This is a genomic window from Streptomyces sp. NPDC042346 (assembly GCF_055581845.1).
This window is the reverse complement of sequence record NZ_JBVJEH010000010.1, coordinates 376616-394738: the sequence shown is the minus strand read 5'-3', so window position 1 is coordinate 394738 and position 18123 is coordinate 376616. Positions and strand designations below refer to the sequence as shown.

Sequence of the window (18123 nt, the reverse complement as noted above, 5' to 3'; positions counted from 1 at the left end):
CGCACCGGTTCGGTGCGGCGGCCTTCGCCGTTATGGGGCTGTTCAGCGCCTCAGGCGCGCCCACGGGGTGAAGGTGAACACCGCGCCGCCGATGAGGATGACCGTGCCCGCGACCAGCGCGAGGGCGCGCAGGGCGCCGTCGCTCTCGGCGCCGGTCTCGGCGAGGCTCTCACCGGAGGAGCCGCCGGAGGACGTGCTGCCGCCGGACGTCGAGCCGGAGCCCGAGGTGCTCGAACCGCCGTCGGAGCCGCCGCTCGCCCCGCCGGCCTGCTTGCTCGTGTCCAGCTCCAGGGAGACCGGGGCGGTGCCCTTGACCGTGCAGGGGATCTCCATCTTCGCCGCGCCGAGCGTGACGTGGATGGTCAGCGCGCCCGCGCTGAGGGTGGACTTCCCGGTCGCGCCCGGCTTGTACGTGCCCTTCATGTCCTCCAGGCTCACCGGGGCACCCGCCGCGACCGCGGTCGGGTTGGGGGCGCCGGTGACCTTCACCGAGCCGCTGTCGGCCCCGCCGATCTTCACCACCATCGTCGGGACGAGAGCCCCCTTCGGAAGGGGGGCGGGGCTGTCCATGACGCCCTTGGCCGTCTTGACCGTGAGGTCGTAGACGGCGCCGTTCTTCTTGGCGCTGATCGTCACCTTGGAGCTGATGTTCGGCGGGCCCGGGGACTGGCAGGCGAAGGCGACCGCGACTTCCTTGCCGGGGAAGTCGGTCTGGCCGCCGCCGGAACCGCCACTGCCGCCGCTGCCGCCGGTGGCGGAGCTGGAGCTTCCTCCAGAGGTCGCGCTGCCGCCGGAGGTCGCGCTGCCGCCCGAGGTCGTCGTCGAGCCGCCCGTACCGCCGCTGGAACTGGCCGCGGCGCCGCCCGTGTTCCCGCCGTTGGTGGAGCTGCCGCCGGAGGTGGTCGTGCTGCTCCCGCCGGAGGTCGTCGTGGTGGAACCACCCGAGGTCGTCGTGCTGGAGCCGCCCGAGGTGGTCGTGCTGGATCCGGACGTCGAACCGCCTGAGGTCGAACCACCGGACGTCGAACCGCCTGAGGTCGAACCGCCGGACGTCGAGCCGCCGGAGCTGCTGCCGCCCCCGGCCGCCGTCACCTTGATCGTCGCGGCGACCGGGACCGCTTCCTTCGGCGTGCACTTCGTGTCCGTCGACAGCGGCTTGGACACGTTGATCGTGTACTTGTCGGGCGTCAGCGTGATGTCGCCCGCCTTGTCCAGCTTCAGCTTCCCCTTCATCTCGGGCAGCAGCATCGGGCTGTTCTTGGGGATCGGCGGGTTGCTCCGCGGTCCCTCCATCGCGACGGTGCCGCTCCCCGCGCCGCCCACCTTCAGGACACCGCTCGGCTTGACCGTGTCCGCTCCGAGGTCGAGCACGTCGGGATTCTTCGAGGCGGCCTGGACCGTCTTCCAGACGATCTCGACCTCGTCGCCGACCTTGGCCTCCGCCGGTGCGGTGACGAGCACCTTCGTGGTGCCCTGCACGGGCGGGAGCCCGGAGATGGACGGCGGGATGCACTCCGTCTTGTACGAGACCTCGGCGGCCTGTGCGGGGCCGGCGGAAATCAGGATCCCCGCGCCGCCGAGCATCAGCGCGACCCCGGCCGCGCTCATCCTCCGTTGCGTACTCACGCATGTCCCTTCGTCGTCGGACTGCTCTCTGGCGCTGACGGTGCGGAGTCAGGGCTGAACCACGGCAGGGCCGTGGTCGGTTCGTCGTCCCTCGCGTCCGCGTCTGCGGGGGCGGGGACGGACGTACGGGTACGGCGGCGGAGCGCGGCCGTACGGGGAAGCCGGGCGGCCGCGTGGCCGGCAGCGGGGCGGCCGGCGGCGGGGCGGGCGCGGTCCACCACGGCCATCCCGATCCGGAAGAGCGCCGCCGGTACGACGACGGCGAGCAGCACCCAGAAGAGCGTCACGCCCCAGGGGCGGCCCACCCCCCACGGCTGCTCGACCAGGACCTTGCCCGCGTACCGCACGGAGACCTGGTAGTCGCCGTGCGCGGCCGCCGTGAGTTCCGCCGGGAGGCGGATCAGGGCCTTCTTGCCGGGTGCGATCGTGCCGCGCCACTGGCGTTCCTCGTACTGCGGCGCGAAGACGCCGTGGCTCGTGCCGACCTCGAAGACCGGGTCCTTGACGGGGGCCGAGCCGAGGTTGCCGACGGTGAAGACGACCTCCCGGCTCGGGGGTGCGCCGAACCAGACGAGGAGGCCGCTGGAGCCGTCGAGGCGGACGGAGGCGAGGACGGCGAGCCGGCCGTTGCCCGAGGCCTCGGGGAGCGGGGCCGTGGGGTGTCCGGCGACCGTGAACTCCTTGTCGACCGCGTCCTGCTGGCCCGTGACGCCGGCCACGTGCACCACGCAGGGGCAGGGCTTGGGCGGTTCGGCGACCGGGAGTTTCGCGCTGAACGCGCCCCTGGCGTCGACGGTGGCGGCCCGGCCCTCGCTGTTGGCGCAGGAGTTGGTGCCGCCGATGACGCCCTTGCCGGGCGCGGACTGGCCGCAGATCAGGAGCATGAGCAGCGCGCCCGGCTTCCAGCCGCTGCCACTGACGGTGATGGTGCCGCCCTTGCCGCCCTCGGCCTGCGAGAGCTCGACGACGGGCCCGGGCGCGGTCGTCGCGGCCGTCGCGGCGGCCGCGGGCGGCAGCGCGAGGGCGAGGACCGTGAGCAGCGCCGTGAGCAGCGCGGCGGCCGTGGGTGTCGACCTCGTGGGTCCCGTCGGCCTCGTCGGCCTCGTCGGCCTCATGTTGTCGCTCCCGTCGACGCTCGCTGGGTACGGGGCCCGCCGCGCCGCCGCGTCCCGTACCGGTACCGGATCCCGTACGCCCCGACGCCCGCGGCCGCGAGGAGCAGCCCGGCCGCGCCCGCGAGCGCGGGGCCCGAGGCGAAGGCGGCCTCGGTGCGGGCGGTGGCGGGGGCCGCGCCGGGGGCGCCGGCGGTGAGCCGGACGGTGACGGAGTCGAGGGCGGGCGGATCGGGCCAGGGTTCGGTGCGGGTGGTCCGCTCGCCGGGGCGCAGGGTGAGCGGCAGGGTGCGCTCCGGCCGGTCGAGGACCGTGCCGAGGAGGCCCTCGGCGCGGACCGCGAGGGTCGGAGCGAGGACCGTCGTGCCGCGGTTGACCAGGGTGTAGCGGAGGGTGCCCGCGGCCTCGTCGACGCTGACGTCCTCGACGGTGAGCGCGGCGAGGCGCGGGCCGCTCACCCGCAGGAGCAGCTCCACGCTCAGCTCGCGTCCGGCGGCCGTGGCGCGCACGGTGCCCCGGTGGTCGCCGGGCGGGGTGTCCGCGGTGACGGTCACGGCGAACGGCACGTCCGCACGGGTCCTGGCGGGCACGGTGACGGTCCGCGCGGCGAAGGCCACCGGCGCGCCCTCCCCCGCGAGCCGCACGGTGAGCGGCCCCGCGCCCGGGTTGGTCACCGACAGGGTGTCCTGGAGGACGCTCCCCGCGGGGCCCTCCAGATAGGCGTACGGCCGTCCGGCGGCGGGCGCCGCCGTCCAGGCCCGGTCCCCGGGGGGAGCCGCCGCGACCGCGCCGACGAGGGCGGTCGCGGCGGCCACGAGCCCGGAGCGCACCGCCGCCCGCATCAGCGTGCCGTGCGCCGCGTGAGCCAGAGGACTCCGGCGGCGCCGGTCAGCAGGACCGTTCCGCCGAGGGTCCCGAGCGCCATGGCGGAGTCGAGCGGGCCGGTCTTGGGCAGTTCGCCGGCGCCGTTGTCGTCGCCGGCGCCGTTGCCGCCGTCGCCGCCGTCGTCACCGTTGTCGTCGTCGGCCGGCGGGGTGTCGCCGCCGCCCGCGAGCCCCGTCACTTCCAGTTCCAGCGAGGGCTTGGGGTTGTTCTTCGGGGTGCATTCGGCCGCGTCCATGCCGAGGGCGTGCACGATGAGCGTGCCGGCCGTGAAGGTGACCTTGCCGTTCTTCTTCGGCGTGAACGTCCCCGTCAGCGTGCCGATGCTGATCGGAGTGTCCGGCGGGATGGCCACCGTGTTCGGCGTCCCCTTGACCTTCACCGTGCCCTCGGCGGCGCCGCCGAGGACGAGCTCGGCGCGCGGGGTCATGACTCCCTTGGGGAGTTCGATCGGGCTGTCGGAGACGCCCTTCTCGAAGGACATCGTGATCGTGTAGCCGCTGCCGCTCTTGACGGCCTTGATGTCGACGGGCGAGACGGCGCTCTTCGGCCCGATCTTCGTCACGCACGCGTAGCTCACATCGACGACGGTCGCCTGGGCGGCCGGCGCGCCGGCCAGCACGGCGGCACCCGCCACCGCGACCGCCGCCGTGAGACCGGCGGCCGTTCTCCTTCGGTTCGGCACCTTGGACACCCCGAGCACCCCTCACCGCAACGTAACTGACGGTCTTTCAGATTGGCCGTCAAGGTACGCCCGGGGCCTTGCGGAGGGAAGGCAGGGGAACGGGTGAACTTGTGAAAGTGCTACGCGGGTGCCGCGAGTTCGGCCCAGACCGTCTTGCCGGGGGCGCCGGGGGTGCGGTCGATGCCCCAGTCCAGGCAGAGCCGCTGGACGATGAACATGCCGTGGCCGCCGGGCCGCCCGGAGCGGTGGGGGGTGCGGGGTGCGGGCTGGCCGGCGCCCCGGTCGGTGACTTCGAGGCGTACGACGTGGTCTCCGCGCAGGACGCGCAGGCGCTCGGGGCCCTCGGCGTGCAGGCAGGCGTTGGTGACGAGTTCGGAGACGACGAGCAGGACGTCCTCGGCGGCGGCCCTGCGGTCGGCGGTGGCGGCCGGGAGCCATCCCCACTCCTGGAGCGCCGACCGCGTGAAGTCGCGGGCGAGCGGCACGGTGCCGCTGGTCTCGCCGAGGGCGAGCGTACGGACGTCGGAAGCTTGGTCCATCAGCGCTTCACCTCACCGATCGACGAGACAGAGGGGCGGGACGTACGGAGCGTGCGGGGCAGGGCGGGGCCTGCGGGCGGTCGCGCGGGCCGGTCGCGGACAGGCCCGCCCGCTTCAGCCGGGGAGGGCCGTGCCGAGCGTGTCGTGCAGCGTGAAGACGGCCTCCGCGCCGGTGATCTGGAACACCCTGGCGACCGCCGGCCGCATCCCCACCAGATGGACCCCGCCGCCCGCGGCATCCGCCCGCAGCCGGGCGCCGAGCAGCACGTTGAGCCCGGTCGAGTCGCAGAAGTCGAGGCCCGAGCAGTCGACGACGAGCCGGGAGCGGCCCGCGTCGAGCGCGGCGTCGAGCGGGGCGCGCAGCAGTTCGGCGGTGTGGTGGTCGAGCTCACCCACGGGTGTGAGGAGTTCGCTCGCCGCGTCCACGGTCCGGACCTCGACCCGCAGGCGCGCGGGTTGCGCGCTGCCGATGTGCTGGCGGTCCATGGCCATGCCTCTTCTCGCTCTCGCGGCTGCCGACTGACGTGCGTCGAACCCTACAAGCGGGGCCCCCTTTCGTGCACACACGGCCTACGCAAATACCACCAAAGCGGATTATTGGTACTTGCAACCATCGTGGTCCACCAGGTAGGGCTAGAGGAGAACACCCGCACGTCCACCCGACACGACCGGCCTCGGAGGCGCCGCAAACCGCAGCAGAAGACCGACGAAGGAGACCCATGTCACCCCGGCTCGACGCCCCGCGTACCCCCGACGCGCCGTCGGCAGCAGTCCCCCTCGACCACCTGCCCGCCCAGCGCCCGGCCATGCCGGACCTGCCCGACCTGCCTCTCGACCGCATCGGAGCGGTCGACGCGCGCGCCCTGTCGAAGGAGCTCTTCGCCCGGCTCGCCGTACTGGAGGAGGGCACCCACGACCACGCGTACGTCCGCAACACGCTCGTCGAACTCAACCTGGCCCTCGTGAAGTTCGCCGCCTCCCGGTTCGGCAGCCGCAGCGAGCCGATGGAGGACATCGTCCAGGTCGGCACGATCGGCCTCATCAAGGCGATCGACCGCTTCGAACTGACCCGCGGCGTCGAGTTCCCCACCTTCGCCATGCCGACGATCATCGGCGAGATCAAGCGGTTCTTCCGCGACACCTCGTGGTCCGTGCACGTGCCCCGCAGGCTCCAGGAGCTCCGGCTCGACCTCGCGAGGGCCGGTGACGCGCTCGCCCAGCACCTCGACCGCGCCCCGACCGTCGCCGAACTCGCGGCGGAGCTCGGGATCTCCCCCGAGGAGGTCGTCGAGGGCATGACCGCCAGCAACGCGTACACCGCGAGCTCGCTCGACGCCAGGACCGAGGAGGACGAGGCCGGCAGCGGGGACACCGCGCTCGCCGACAAGATCGGCTACGAGGACGACGGGCTCACCGGGATCGAGTACATCGCCTCGCTCAAGCCGATGATCGCCTCGCTGCCCGCCCGCGACCGGCACATCCTCTCCCTCCGCTTCGTCACCGGCCTGACCCAGTCGGAGATCGGCGCGGAACTCGGCATCTCGCAGATGCACGTGTCGCGGCTGCTCTCCCGCACCCTGGCCCGGCTGCGCCGCGGCCTCACTCTGGAGGAATGACCTCCGCAGGCTTCCCCGAGCCGTCAAGATGACTGAGGAAAGGGCCCGTTCACGGTCGACCGACCAGGACGGGCCCTTCCCGTACGACCGCGCGCCGAGCCGTCCGCAGGACCACTCGCACGGCCGGCCGCGCGACCGGAAGGCCTTGTTGACGGGTCGTCCGGATTGGGCCACATTGAGCCCGGGGATTCAGGGGGGAATCACATGGTTTCTGCGTACGCGGAACTGGAAGGGCGGATGCGGGACCGGCTCGGGGGCAGGGAGTGCCTCTACGTGCCGTCGTGCCGCTTCGGGCTCTACCTCGCGCTGCGCCACTGGTGCGAGCCCGGCGGCCGGGTGCTGATGTCGCCGGTCAACGACGACGTCATCTTCTTCGTCGTGCTCGCCGCCGGACTCCGCCCTGTGCAGGCGCCGCTCGACCCCCGGGACGGCTCGATCGACACGGCGGCCGTCCCCGAGTCCGTCTGGCGCGGCCTCTCCGCCGTCCTCACGACCAATCTGTACGGGAACCCCGACCCGGCACCGGAGCTGCGGGCCCACTGCGACCGGCTCGGCATCCCGCTGATCGAGGACGCGGCCCACGCGATCGGCTCCACCGTCGGCGGGCGCCCGGTCGGCACGTACGGCGAGGCCTCCGTCTTCAGCCTCTCGAAGCACACCGGCGCCAAGACCGGCGGCTTCCTCGCCCTCGCCGACCCGGCGCTGCGCGAGGAACTCGCCGCCGCCCGCGACGCGTTGCTGCACCCGACCCGTACGGTCGACGAACTCGTCTACCTGGCACGGCCGTACGCGGAGGCCGCCCTGCGCGGCACGCGCCTCGTCAAGGCCGCGCGCGCGACGGTGCGGCTGCTCGGGATGGAGGAGCGGGAGGAGATCCGGATGCCGCTCCGCGCCGACGAGCTGCGGCGGGCCCTGCCGGCCGCGCCCGCGCTCGCCCCCTTCCACTCCTGGGTCCGGGTCGACATGCACGCCTACCGGCTCCGCCCCGGCCCCGGACGGCTCCGCCGCACCACCCGCAGGCTGGCCCGGCTCGACGACGTCCTCGCCGCCCACCACGCGGGCACGGCCCGGCTCCGGGCGAGCGAGTACAGCACGCCCGGGGCCCAAGACGGCCCGGAGCAGCCGCTGTTCCGGGTGCCGCTGCTCGTCGAGGACCGGGACGCGGCGATCGCCGCCCTCGCCCGGCACCGGATCACCACCGGCTACGTCTACGACCCGCCGCTCGACGGCTACGCGGGCGAGGAGTTCACCGACCCCTCCCCCGCGCCGGAGGCCGCCGCCCGGTTCGCCCGGCACGCCCTGCCGGTGGACCCGCGCCGCGCGGACGAGGTCCTCGGCGTGCTGCGCGCGACCGGGGCCCGGCCCGCCCGCCTGTCGGAGGCCCCCGGCGGCGCGCGGTGACCGACACCGTACGACTGCGGGACACGGACGACCGGGAGTACTCGGCCGCCGTGCCGGAGGCGAAGACCGGCGCGCAGGCGGGGGCGCAGGCGGCCGGAGCGAAGGCCGGCACACAGGCCGGGGCGCAGGCAGGCAACGACCCCGGCAGCGAATCCGGCGGCTCGGGCGGCGACTCCGGCGGCGACAGCTCCATGTTCCGCAACGCCTACGCGCTGATGCTCTCCACCGGCGTCTCCGCCGCCCTCGGCCTCGGCTTCTGGCTGGTCGCGGCCCGCTACTACACGGAGGAGGCGGTCGGCCAGGGCTCCGCCGCCATCGCCGCCCAGCGGATGCTCGCCTCCCTCACGGCGACGACGCTGACCGGCGCCGTCGTCCGGTACGTGCCCCGGGCCGGGCGCGCCACCGGGCCGCTCGTGGTCCGCCTCTACCTGGTGAGCACGGCGGTCGTGGCCGTCGCCTGCGGCGTCTTCCTGCTCACCCTGGACTGGTGGGGACCTACGTACGCCCCGCTCGGCACGGTGTCCGCCGGGATCTTCTTCACCGCCGCCAGCGTCGGCTGGGCGCTGCTCACCCTCCAGGACGCGGTCCTCACCGGGCTCAGACGGGCGATCTGGGTGCCCGTCGGCAACGCCGTCTTCTCGCTCGGCAAGCTCGTGCTGCTCGTCGTCCTCGCCGTCGGCCTGCCGGTGCTCGGGGTCTTCGTCTCCTGGGCCGCGGCCATCGTGCTCTCCGTGGTGCCGGTCGGCTGGCTCGTGTTCCGGCATCTGATCCCCCGGCAGGCGCACGCCGACCGGGACCGCGAGCCGCCCACGATGCGCGAGATCGGCCGCTTCCTCGCCGGGGACTCCGTCGGCTCGGTCTTCAGCCTCCTCATGATCAGCCTGCTGCCGATGATGGTCGCCGTCCGCTTCGACGCCGCCCACAACGCCTTCTTCTACACGGCGTACACCGTCGGCGGCACGATGGAGTTCATGGCCATCAACATGGCCTCCTCGCTCACCGCGCACGCCTCGCACAGCCCCGAGTCCCTCGCCGAGGGGGTCAGGGGCGCGCTCCGCCGCATGACGCTGCTGCTCGTCCCCGTCGTGCTCGTCCTCGTCGTCTTCGCGCCGCTGATCCTCACGCCCTTCGGCGCGGAGTACGCCGAGAACGGCACGACCGTGCTGCGGCTGCTCGCCGCGGCCGCGCTCCCCCGGGTCGCCGTCGAGCTGTACATCGGGGTGCTGCGCGTCCAGGGGCGTACGGGCATGCTCGCCGCCCTCCAGGGCGCGATGTGCGTCCTGGTGCTCGGCAGCGCGGTCGTCCTCCTCGGGCCCTTCGGCATCGCCGGTGCGGGGTACGCCGTCCTCGGCGCGATGACCCTGATGGCGGTGGTGACCGTGCCGGGCCTGCGGGCCACCCTCAAGGGCCGGGCGCCGGCCGAGGGAGTCCGGGCCGCGGCGCGGGTGAAGGAGCGCGCGGAGGACGGGTACGGCACGAACTGGGCACGGGAGAGCGCCTATCTGCGCGGGACGCACGACTCGGTGACGCCCGCGTTCGGCATCCCCGTGTTCGTACCCCGGCAGCGCACGGACGAGCCGGCGGCCGTCTCCGCGCGGGCGGAGCCGAGCGGCCGGGCGAGGCCGGGCACGGACCGGGCGGGCGCGCCCGGGGCGTCGCCGGGCCGGCTGCTGCTCGGCCTGTGGCTGTGCCTCGGCGTCTGCGCCGGGCTCTTCTGGTTCCCGCTGGCGCGCTCGGGCGAGCTCGCGGTGGAGCGGCTCTCCGGGACCGGGCTGCTGACCGCGCTCCCGCCCGTCACGCTCCTCGCGGGGCTGCTGCTCGTCGCCCTCCAGGGCGCCGCCGTCGGTCTCCGCGTCTTCCGGCCGGCCTTCGCCGGAACGGTCCTGCTCGCGACCTTCCTCGCCCTGCACACCGCGCCGCCCCTGCTGGGCCTGCTGCCCGCCGAGGCGAGCGGCCCCGGCGCGGAACTCCTCGGCGAGGCGGGCGGTCTGGCGACGACGGTGGGCCCGATCGCGCTCCAGGCGCTGTGCCTGCTGCTCGCGGCCCTGCTGCTGCGGGTCCTGGGCGTGGGCGAGCGGGTCACGGCCGGGGTGGTGTGGGTGCTCGTCTGGGCCGGGTGGGCGGGGCAGCAGGCCTTCGCCGCCGCCCCGCTCCCGCTCTTCCTGGGCCTGGCCGGGGCCACGATGGCGGTCTGCGCCTTCCGCGGCCTGACGACGGCCCGCCGCTAGAGAGCGTCCTGTCGGGCGGTCAGCGGCGTGGCAGAGGCTGCTTGAAGTACGGGTCCTGGCCGGCGATCCGGTATCCGTCGAGGCCGGGGCCCGCGTCGATCGTCAGGTCGCAGCCGGGTCCGGGCACGGCGCGGTTCCAGTGCACGTACGCCTTCACCTTCGGCAGCGTCGGCGCGACCTCCGGGATCGCGGTGTACCAGTCGCGCTGCCGCTCGGGCCGCTCCGGATCGGGGGCGGTGGAGAACTCGGAGAGCATGACGGGCTTGTCGGCGGAGATGTTCTTCCGGAGCCAGTCGTAGCCGGGACGCTGGCTCTCGTCGAAGTCGAGCCAGTTCGACGACTTGTGGCAGAGGTAGTAGTTGTACTGGTCCATGCCGATCCAGTCGACGTAGTCGTCGCCGGGGTAGAGCCTCTTCATGAGCGCGGCGTTGCCGAGCCAGCCGGAGACGGTCCAGACCCACACCACGTTGGTGACGCCCAGCTTCTCGAAGCGGTCACGGACGTGACGGTAGGCGGCGACGTACTCCTCCGGGGTCCCCGCGCCCTGCTCGATGCGGAAGTCGGCCTCCTGGTCGAAGGAGAAGAAGACCCGCTTGCCGTACTCCTTGACCCGGAGGGCCTGCGGGTCGATGACCGAGGTGTCGTAGGTGCCGGCGGCGATGTTCTTCCAGCCGAGCTGCTTCTCGGTCCAGCCTGCGTGGTGCTTCTCGGTCCACACCGTGGACTCCCAGGCCAGCATGAGGAGTCGGTCGCGGCCGAGCTCCCGCTCGTCGGGGGTGAGCAGCCGGCCGTCGGCCTCGCTCCCCGACATGTCGTGGTACGTGTAGACGAGGTCGAGCTTGCGGCCGATCTTCTTCTCGAAGGCGTACACCGGCCGGGTGAGCGAACTGTCGCTGTCGTACGGGATGTACGCGCCCCACCAGGCGCCGCACGGGGCGACGAGCGAGGTGTCGGGCGCGCAGCGGTCGCCGTCCTCGGTGAGGGTCGACCAGACGCCGAAGCCCGCGACCAGCGCGCCGACGGCGGCGAGGGCGACGGCGAGCCGGGCCCAGGGGTCGCCCCTGCCGTGGCGCCCGGTCACGCTCCCCCACCGGGCCTACGTTTGCGGAACCGGGCGGCGCGCGGAGAGGTGCGGCCGGACGGGCGGGCGCCGTCGCGCTCGACGGCGCCGCGCGTGGCGGCCGGCAGCGGCACTCCTGGCAGGGTGGCGGCGACGGTCACGAAGAGGGCGAGGACGACGAGGAAGGCGGTGAGCGAGAAGGCCTTCGTCAGGAACAGGGGCGTCGCGGTGAGCGTGGCCACGGAGAGGCTGACGGGCGCGGCGAGCGCCAGGGCCTCCAGACGGGCGCCGGGCCGCAGCCCGAGGGGCTGCGGGAGCAGCAGCGCGAGGCCGGGCGCGAGGACGACGAAGGCGAGGACGGGGATCCAGCGCAGGGGGGAGCCGCCGGGGAGCGCGGTCGCGGCGAGGGCGATCCATCCGGAGGCCGCGAGGGCGGCTCTGCGCTGGACTCGGGGGGTCAGACGTGGGCCGGCCATGGCGTACCAACTCCTCGTGCGTGCGTGCATGCGTACGTGCGTGCGTGCATGCGGTCCGGGATGTGTGCGGGTGGCGGGTGTGCGGGGTGCGGGTGCGCGGGGTGCGGGGTGCGGGGTCAGCCGCCGGTCGTGGGCCGGTAGCGGAGGACGAGTCCGTACCGGTTCTCCTCGACGACCGCGAAGAGCGGGGATTTCTTGAGCGCTTCGCGGAGGGTGTCGAAGCCGCCCTCCGGGAGGTAGCCCTCGCCGATGACGGCCTCGCCCTGGGTGGGGGTGAGGATCACGTAGGCCGGGCGGCCCGCGGGGATGCCGCCGGCGAGGTAGCCCGCCGGGTCCTTCAGCATGCGGAGGTTCTCGTCGACCTCCTGCTCGGTGAAGAACCAGCGCTCGTAGTGGTCGTAGCGGTAGTACGAGTCGGCGAAGGCGCCGGTGGCGGCGAGGACCAGGGCCCCCTCGGGCGCCCGGTCGAAGGCGCGGCGCGTGAGGGCGGTCTCGCCGGGCGGCGCGTAGTGCATGCCCTCCTTGCCGTAGTACGACGGCAGGAAGCCGGCGAGCAGGGCGACGAGCGTGACGGGCAGGGCGACGGCGGCCGTGCGGCGGGCGATCGCGGCGGCCCGGCTCGCGGCGCCGACGGCGGGAACGAGCGCGGCGGCGGCGAAGAAGGCCGAGCCGGGCAGGCCGAAGAGGTAGACGCGGAAGATCATCTCGCCGCCGTAGTCGTTGACGGCGAACATCGGGAGGGGCGCCGCGGCGGCGAGGACCAGCGGCAGTGCGCTGCGGGCCAGCCTGCGCCGGAGCAGTACGGCGGCGACGGCGAGCCCGCCGAGGGCGAGGACCATCAGGACGTTGGCGCTGCCGACGAGCTCCGGTCCGGGGCCCGTGGGGTCGCCGGCGAAGCCGGGACGGGAGTTGCCGAGGAGGTCGCCGGCCTTCTCGCGCAGGGTGCCGAGGGTGTCGAGGAAGAGCTCCCGGCCCATGGTGAGGTTCCAGACCAGCATGATCAGGCCGGTGGTGGCGAGGAGGCCGAGGTTGCGGTAGCGGCGGGTGAGGCAGAGGGCGAAGAGGCTCGCGCACAGCATCACGGGGGTGAGCTGGTGCGAGGCGTTGATGGTGGCGATGATCGGGACGAGGAAGAGGACGGCGACCGCGCGCTGCCGGGTCGTCGTGGGCGGCGGGACGGCCGCGGCGGCCGGGTCGAGCGCGGAGCGGTCGCGGAGCGCGCCCGCCGAGCCGGGCAGCACGAAGTGCCGGACGACGACGGCGAAGACGGTGAGGTAGAGCAGGTACGAGAAACCCTGCGGGGAGAGGTAGTCCTGGCCGACCCAGTTCGCCAGCTGGAAGATCCACACGCCGGTCCACACGAGCCGCCAGTCGTCGCTGAACGTGCGGTAGACGAGGATGAGGACGGGCACGGTGAGCAGACCGAGCGCGACCGGCGCCCAGTTGATGAAGGAGGCGGCGCCGTCGACGCCGAAGGCGCGGACGAGGGCCGCGTCGAGGGAGAAGAACCCGGGCCACTGGTCGTAGGCGGACATGCCGCCGGAGAGCTCCCGCCCGGGGTGGACGGTGCCCTCGGTGAGCAGCCTGCTGATGATCGCGTCGTGCTTGGACGCCCAGGCGTAGCGGACGGTGTCGTACAGGATCGCGGGCGGCGCCTTGAGGGCGACGAGCATCGCCGCGCAGTAGGTCGCGGGCCAGAGGGGCGCGGTGCCGGCGCGGCGGAGGGTGAGGACGAAGCCGACGGTCAGGACGGCGAGGGCGGCGTAGAAGCCGAGGGGGAAGCGGTCGAGGAGGCCGAACTCCTCGATGCTCCGGAAGTCGATGCGGGGCAGGGCCCAGAGCCAGAGCCCGGCGGCGAGGAGGAGCGGGACGGTGTTGACGGCGGCCGGGGTGCGGAGCGCGGCGAGGGGGCCGGTCCGGGGGCGGGGGGCCGGAGCAGCCCCGGTTCCCCGCCGGGCGGCCTGCCGCTCCGTGGCCTCCCGGTCCTTCGAGGAGGGCTGCGCAGGGACGCCGTCGCTCCCGGTGACCGGTGTTGTTGGCACGTGGTGCTGCACGACGGCTCTCCCCCCACTGTCCCCTTGGTGAAACAAAGGAACGTACTTCGGTTTTGTACGCACATTCAATCCCCGTCCCCGGAACGGGAGTTGCCGATCATGCGGGGCGGTACGGCTCAGCCGGCGAACTCGTGCCCCTTGAGCAGGGCGCGGGTTCTGCGGTACATCCGCCAGCCGATCGTCGGCAGCGAGTCCGGGTACGGCGCCGCCTTCGCGCCGCGTCCCGCCATCCACTGCTCGACGTCGGCGACGGTGTGAGCGCGCCGCAGGATGAGCCGGGCGATGCGGTAGATCTCGTCCGTGTCGGAGCTGAGCGCGTGCCGGACGGCGACCGCCGAGGTGTACCCGGCCGCCGCGACGGCCCGGCGTACGGCAGGGCTGTTGTAGCCGTGCGGGTAGGCGAGGTGTCGCACCTCGCGCCCGAGGACGTCCTCCAGGACCGCCTTCGACTCGCGCAGTTCGCGCCGCAGGAGGTTGGGCGCGAGGGTGTCGAGCTGCGGGTGCGTGACGGTGTGGGCGCCGACCTCCATGCCGTACTGCTCCAGGCGCGGGGCCTGCGCGAGGGTCATCATCGGCGCCGGCGGCAGCAGACAGGGCCGGCCGGGGGTGATGGCCCCCGTGGTGAGGTACGCGGTGGACGGCAGGCCGCGGGCGGCGAGCGCCTCGGCCGTCGGTCCGACGAGGTCGGCGAAGCCGTCGTCGAAGGTGAGGACGACGGGGCGGGGCGGCAGCGGGGCGCCGGTGGCGAAGTGCGCGGCGAGGGTGCCGACGGTGATCGCGGTGCGGCCGCTGGCGACGATCGCGTCGAGGTGGGAGGCGAACTCCCTGGGGGTGACGGTGAATTCGGCGATCCAGTCCGGCGGGTCGTCCATCACGGCGTGGTAGAGGAGGACGGGTATCCGGCTGTGGAGGGGTGCGCTCGTCATCGGACCGCCGCCTTCCGCAGACCGGCCCGCGCGCGGGCTCGCGCGTAGCCGATCGGTCCGTAGAACATGCCGCGTCGCTCCAGTCGGGAGAGGCTCCTGGGCCAGGGATGGTGCTGGGTGCCGTGCTCGCCGGGGACTCCGCCGATGCCGCCTTGGCCGCCGTCGCCGTCGCCGTCGCCGCCTGCGCCGCGCTGGGCGGTCATGCTCCGGGCGTACGCGAGGCCGCGCGGCAGCCGGGCGAGCAGCGCGGGCAGCAGGCGGGGGCGGCGGACCAGGGTCGCGGTGAGGTAGGCGGTGAGGCCGGCGCCGTAGCCGTACGCCTGGTTCCGCAGGTCCTGCCAGGTCTCGCGGTGGTGGTGCCAGACGAGCGCCTCGGGTGCGTAGCGGAGGCGGAAGCCGGCGGCGAGGACGGCGACGAAGGCGTACAGGTCGTCGCCGCCCCGGGCCGGGGTCCCGGTGCCGGTCGCCGGGTCGAAGCCGCCGGCCCGGCGGAGGGCGGAGGCCCGGAAGGCCATGTTGGCGCCGGAGCCGAAGCTGCCCGCGGTGAACGGGAAGAGCGGCTCGTCGGCGGGCGGTCGCGCCGGGTCGTACAGGCGGGGCGCGAAGCCCTTGGCGAAGCCGCCGTGCGATTCGAGGAGGATCTGGGCGGGGGTGGCCAGGCGGGCGGGCAGGATCAGGCCGGTGACGCAGCCGAGGCCGGGGTCGGCGGCGAAGGGCGCGGTGAGGGCGGTCAGCCAGTGCGGGTCGGCGATCACGTCGTCGTCGGTGAAGGCGAGGACGGCGGCGTCGGTGGCGGCCGCGCCGGTGTTGTGGGCGACGGCGAGGCCGGGGGTGTCCTCGCGGACGTAGCGCACGCGGCCGGCGTACTTCCGGGTGACCAGGTCGTGGGTGTCGGTGGTGCGGGGCGCGTTGTCGACGACGATCAGCTCGTGGTCGGGGTGGTCCTGGGCGAGGAGCGAGTCGAGGGCACGGGCGAGGGACTCGGGGCGCTCGCGGGTGGCGACGATCACGGCGGTACGGGGCGGGGCGGCCTCGCCGTGGGGCAACGGACCTGCCGCGGCGAGGCGTTCGGCGTCGGCGCGCGGCCGGGCGGCGGCCTCGACCCGCTCGCGCGCGAGGGCTCCGAGCACCTCGGCGGTGTCCTCGCCCTCCCGCACGGCCCCGATGACGGTGGCGGCGGGCCGCCCCCGGAGCCGTACGAGCGCGTACACGTCACCCGCCACGAGCGGCGGTCCGCCGGGCGCGGGGCGGAGGGCCGTGACGGGCCCGTCGGGGGCGTCGAGATCGAGCTCGGCGACGGAGACGGAGACGGAGGAGACGGAGGCGGAGGCTGAGACGGAGGCGGCGCGCGGTGGTGAAGCGGTCGGGTCGGGGCGGGTGCTCAACGGGGATCCCCCAGGGGAGTACGGCGGTGGGCGCGGGCTCGGCGGCCAGGGAGGCGGCGGCGAGGCGGAACCGGCGCGAGGAGGGACGAGGGGTGTGGGGGTGACGGGTGCGGGGGTGACGGGCGCGGGAGCGGGGGCCGGAAGGACGGGTGCGGGAGCTGGAGCGGGAGGGACGTGTGCGGGTGCGGGAGCGTGAGGGATGGGTGCGGGTGCGGGGCCGGAGGGACGGGTGCGGCCGCCGGGGCGGTTATCGGTGGCCCCGCAGCCGGGCGAGTCCGTTGAGGGTGGCGCGCGCTCGGGCCGCGAGGGCCGGCCGGTCGCGGACGAAGCGGTGGGCGCGCCGGGCGGGTTCGCGCCCGAGCCAGTGCAGGGCGGCCCGCGCGTCCGGGACGAAGACGGCCCCCTCGTACACCGTCAACTCCCCCGTCTTCAGGGCGTCCTTGTACTCGGCGTCACCGCGCCCCAGGTCGAGCGTCCCGATCCCGGCGGCGGCAGCGGCCTCGGCCATGCGCAGATGGAGGACGAGCCCGGGCGAGTACTTCGCGAACTCGGGGTCGTACGCCGGGAACCAGCAGGACAGCACGGTCCCGGACCGCAGCCCGAAGTGGGCGGCGATGGGCCGCTCCCCCACGTACAGGACGGACAGGACGCCGGAGCAGCCGGGCGTGCGCTGCGCGTGGAGGCGGCGGACGAGGGTGGTGATCCACTCCTTGGCGAAGCGGTCGCCGCGGCCGGTCCTGCGGTACTGGGCGGACTTCCACTCCATGAGCGTGCGCAGGGCGGCCGGGTCGCGCTCGTCGAAGACGAAGCGCACCGCGCCGTCCGCCTGGCGGCCGAGCTTGCGCTCCTTGGCGAGGGTGGTTCTGAGGAACTTGGGCGACTGGACGCGCAGCAGCGCCTCGTAGGCCGCGTACCCCTCGCCGACGTCGATCACGGGCGAGGCGAAGGACCCGGTGGCGGCGCCCTCGAAGACGGGCTGGCCGGCCTCCAGGTTGTCGAACTCCCACACCGCGACGCCGCACGCGCGCAGCACCGCGCGGGAGCCGGGCCGCAGCCCGGGGCGCAGGACGGCGCCCTGGCTGTCGGAGACGCCGAAGCCGATGGCCCGACCCTGACCCAACGGCCCTTTCTCGTACGGGAAGAAGCCGACCGGCTCGTCCCCCTCCCACCACACGGCGACCCGCGAGCGGGGCCGCACGGCGGCGACCGTCTGCGTGAACTCCGGCTCCATGAAGGGGTTCGCGGGGGCACCGGACTTCGCGCGCAGCTCCCGCCACGCCTCGATCTCGCGCGCGCCCAGCTCCTCGGGCCGTACGACCCGCACACGCAAAGCACTCACCTTGCCGACCCCCCGGTCTACCCCCTGAGTACTGCCAGGACAGGACGGTACCGGTCCGAACCCCTCCCTGGCAGGCATACTCGGCCATTCCGTGGCCTCGCTGGAAGCAGCGGTCACGTGGCGGCGAAGGCGGACAAGAGGCGGATGGGGCAGGGCAGTTGAAGATCATCGGGCAGGGCAGGACCGCGGACGTCTACGCACTCGACGGGACGCGGGTGCTGCGGAGGTACCGGGGCGGCGACGACGCGACCCGGGAGGCCGAGGTGATGCGGCGGCTGGCGGGCCACGGCTATCCGGTTCCGGCGGTGATACGCGCCGAGGGGACCGACCTGGTGATGGAGCGCCTCGCCGGACCGTCGCTCCTGGACGCGCTCCTGGACGGGACGTACGAGCCGGAACCGGCGGGCGAACTGATCGCGGAGCTCCTCACCCGCCTCCACGCCCTGCCGGGCACGCGCCTCCTGCACCTGGACCTGCACCCGGGGAACGTGATCGTCACGGCGGCCCGGGGCCCGGTCGTCATCGACTGGCAGACGGCGGAGGAGGGCCGGCCGGGCCTGGACTGCGCGATGTCGGCGCTGATCCTCGCGGAGGTGGCGGTCTCCCCCGTCCCGTACGCCCCGGGAGCGCGCGCGGGCCTCGCCGCCCTCCTCGCGGCGGTCCGCACGCCTGTCCTCCCCCACCTCCCGACGGCCCGCGCCCGCCGCGCGGCGGACCCGAACCTGACGGAAGCCGAGGTGGCTGCCCTGGGGGCGGCGGAGTCCCTCGTGGAGTCCCTGGCGACCGCCTGACGG

General features: G+C 74.3%; 16 protein-coding genes. 4 read left to right on the top strand and 12 right to left on the bottom strand.

What is annotated here, in order from left to right; translation table 11 throughout:
• Nucleotides 1-42 precede the first annotated feature (42 nt).
• From ACZ6K0_RS33590 to ACZ6K0_RS33565, 6 genes are all read right to left on the bottom strand, one after another.
• Nucleotides 43-1608, bottom strand: a complete 1566-nt coding sequence (locus ACZ6K0_RS33590) for a hypothetical protein (RefSeq protein ID WP_469233450.1) — start codon at nucleotides 1606-1608, stop codon at nucleotides 43-45.
• A gap of 14 nt (nucleotides 1609-1622) precedes the next feature.
• A complete protein-coding gene (locus ACZ6K0_RS33585; protein ID WP_469233449.1) occupies nucleotides 1623-2741 on the bottom strand; it encodes a neocarzinostatin apoprotein domain-containing protein in 1119 nt (372 codons plus the stop codon).
• Nucleotides 2738-3580 (bottom strand): COG1470 family protein, encoded by an 843-nt coding sequence (locus tag ACZ6K0_RS33580; protein WP_469233447.1) that lies wholly within the window; start codon nucleotides 3578-3580, stop codon nucleotides 2738-2740. The genes ACZ6K0_RS33585 and ACZ6K0_RS33580 overlap by 4 nt, the downstream gene beginning before the upstream one ends.
• The gene (locus tag ACZ6K0_RS33575) at nucleotides 3580-4305 is read right to left on the bottom strand and encodes a peptidase (RefSeq protein WP_469233488.1); all 726 of its coding nucleotides are present in this window, start codon (nucleotides 4303-4305) and stop codon (nucleotides 3580-3582) included. The genes ACZ6K0_RS33580 and ACZ6K0_RS33575 overlap by 1 nt, the downstream gene beginning before the upstream one ends.
• A gap of 119 nt (nucleotides 4306-4424) precedes the next feature.
• Nucleotides 4425-4844, bottom strand: a complete 420-nt coding sequence (locus ACZ6K0_RS33570) for an ATP-binding protein (protein WP_376413417.1) — start codon at nucleotides 4842-4844, stop codon at nucleotides 4425-4427.
• Between the two features lie 114 nt (nucleotides 4845-4958).
• Complete coding sequence (locus ACZ6K0_RS33565; RefSeq protein WP_469233445.1) at nucleotides 4959-5330, bottom strand: STAS domain-containing protein; 372 nt, start codon at nucleotides 5328-5330, stop codon at nucleotides 4959-4961.
• A 233-nt stretch (nucleotides 5331-5563) separates the two neighbouring features.
• On the opposite strand from ACZ6K0_RS33565, the gene ACZ6K0_RS33560 reads away from it, so the two are divergent.
• From ACZ6K0_RS33560 to ACZ6K0_RS33550, 3 genes are all read left to right on the top strand, one after another.
• On the top strand, nucleotides 5564-6460 hold the full coding sequence (locus ACZ6K0_RS33560) for an RNA polymerase sigma factor SigF (RefSeq protein WP_376413415.1): 897 nt from the start codon (nucleotides 5564-5566) through the stop codon (nucleotides 6458-6460).
• 204 nt (nucleotides 6461-6664) lie between these two features.
• The gene (locus ACZ6K0_RS33555; RefSeq protein WP_469233443.1) at nucleotides 6665-7861 is read left to right on the top strand and encodes a DegT/DnrJ/EryC1/StrS family aminotransferase; all 1197 of its coding nucleotides are present in this window, start codon (nucleotides 6665-6667) and stop codon (nucleotides 7859-7861) included.
• Nucleotides 7858-10089, top strand: coding sequence for a lipopolysaccharide biosynthesis protein (locus tag ACZ6K0_RS33550; protein WP_469233441.1), 2232 nt, complete (start codon nucleotides 7858-7860; stop codon nucleotides 10087-10089). The genes ACZ6K0_RS33555 and ACZ6K0_RS33550 overlap by 4 nt, the downstream gene beginning before the upstream one ends.
• A 19-nt stretch (nucleotides 10090-10108) precedes the next feature.
• Here ACZ6K0_RS33550 and ACZ6K0_RS33545 read toward each other — a convergent pair whose 3' ends face one another.
• The 6 genes from ACZ6K0_RS33545 to ACZ6K0_RS33520 form a co-directional block, all read right to left on the bottom strand.
• Complete coding sequence (locus tag ACZ6K0_RS33545) at nucleotides 10109-11170, bottom strand: glycosyl hydrolase (protein ID WP_469233439.1); 1062 nt, start codon at nucleotides 11168-11170, stop codon at nucleotides 10109-10111.
• Nucleotides 11167-11625, bottom strand: a complete 459-nt coding sequence (locus ACZ6K0_RS33540; RefSeq protein ID WP_469233437.1) for a hypothetical protein — start codon at nucleotides 11623-11625, stop codon at nucleotides 11167-11169. The genes ACZ6K0_RS33545 and ACZ6K0_RS33540 overlap by 4 nt, the downstream gene beginning before the upstream one ends.
• Before the next feature lie 116 nt (nucleotides 11626-11741).
• Nucleotides 11742-13679, bottom strand: a complete 1938-nt coding sequence (locus ACZ6K0_RS33535) for a hypothetical protein (RefSeq protein ID WP_469233435.1) — start codon at nucleotides 13677-13679, stop codon at nucleotides 11742-11744.
• Nucleotides 13680-13795: 116 nt separating this feature from the next.
• Nucleotides 13796-14605 carry a polysaccharide deacetylase family protein gene (locus ACZ6K0_RS33530; protein ID WP_469233433.1) on the bottom strand — a complete coding sequence of 270 codons (810 nt, stop codon included), beginning with the start codon at nucleotides 14603-14605 and terminating at the stop codon, nucleotides 13796-13798.
• Nucleotides 14602-15990, bottom strand: coding sequence for a glycosyltransferase family 2 protein (locus ACZ6K0_RS33525; RefSeq protein ID WP_469233431.1), 1389 nt, complete (start codon nucleotides 15988-15990; stop codon nucleotides 14602-14604). The genes ACZ6K0_RS33530 and ACZ6K0_RS33525 overlap by 4 nt, the downstream gene beginning before the upstream one ends.
• Before the next feature lie 247 nt (nucleotides 15991-16237).
• The gene (locus tag ACZ6K0_RS33520; protein WP_469233486.1) at nucleotides 16238-17320 is read right to left on the bottom strand and encodes a GNAT family N-acetyltransferase; all 1083 of its coding nucleotides are present in this window, start codon (nucleotides 17318-17320) and stop codon (nucleotides 16238-16240) included.
• Between the two features lie 167 nt (nucleotides 17321-17487).
• On the opposite strand from ACZ6K0_RS33520, the gene ACZ6K0_RS33515 reads away from it, so the two are divergent.
• On the top strand, nucleotides 17488-18120 hold the full coding sequence (locus tag ACZ6K0_RS33515; protein ID WP_469233430.1) for a phosphotransferase: 633 nt from the start codon (nucleotides 17488-17490) through the stop codon (nucleotides 18118-18120).
• The last annotated feature ends 3 nt before the right edge of the window (nucleotides 18121-18123 follow it).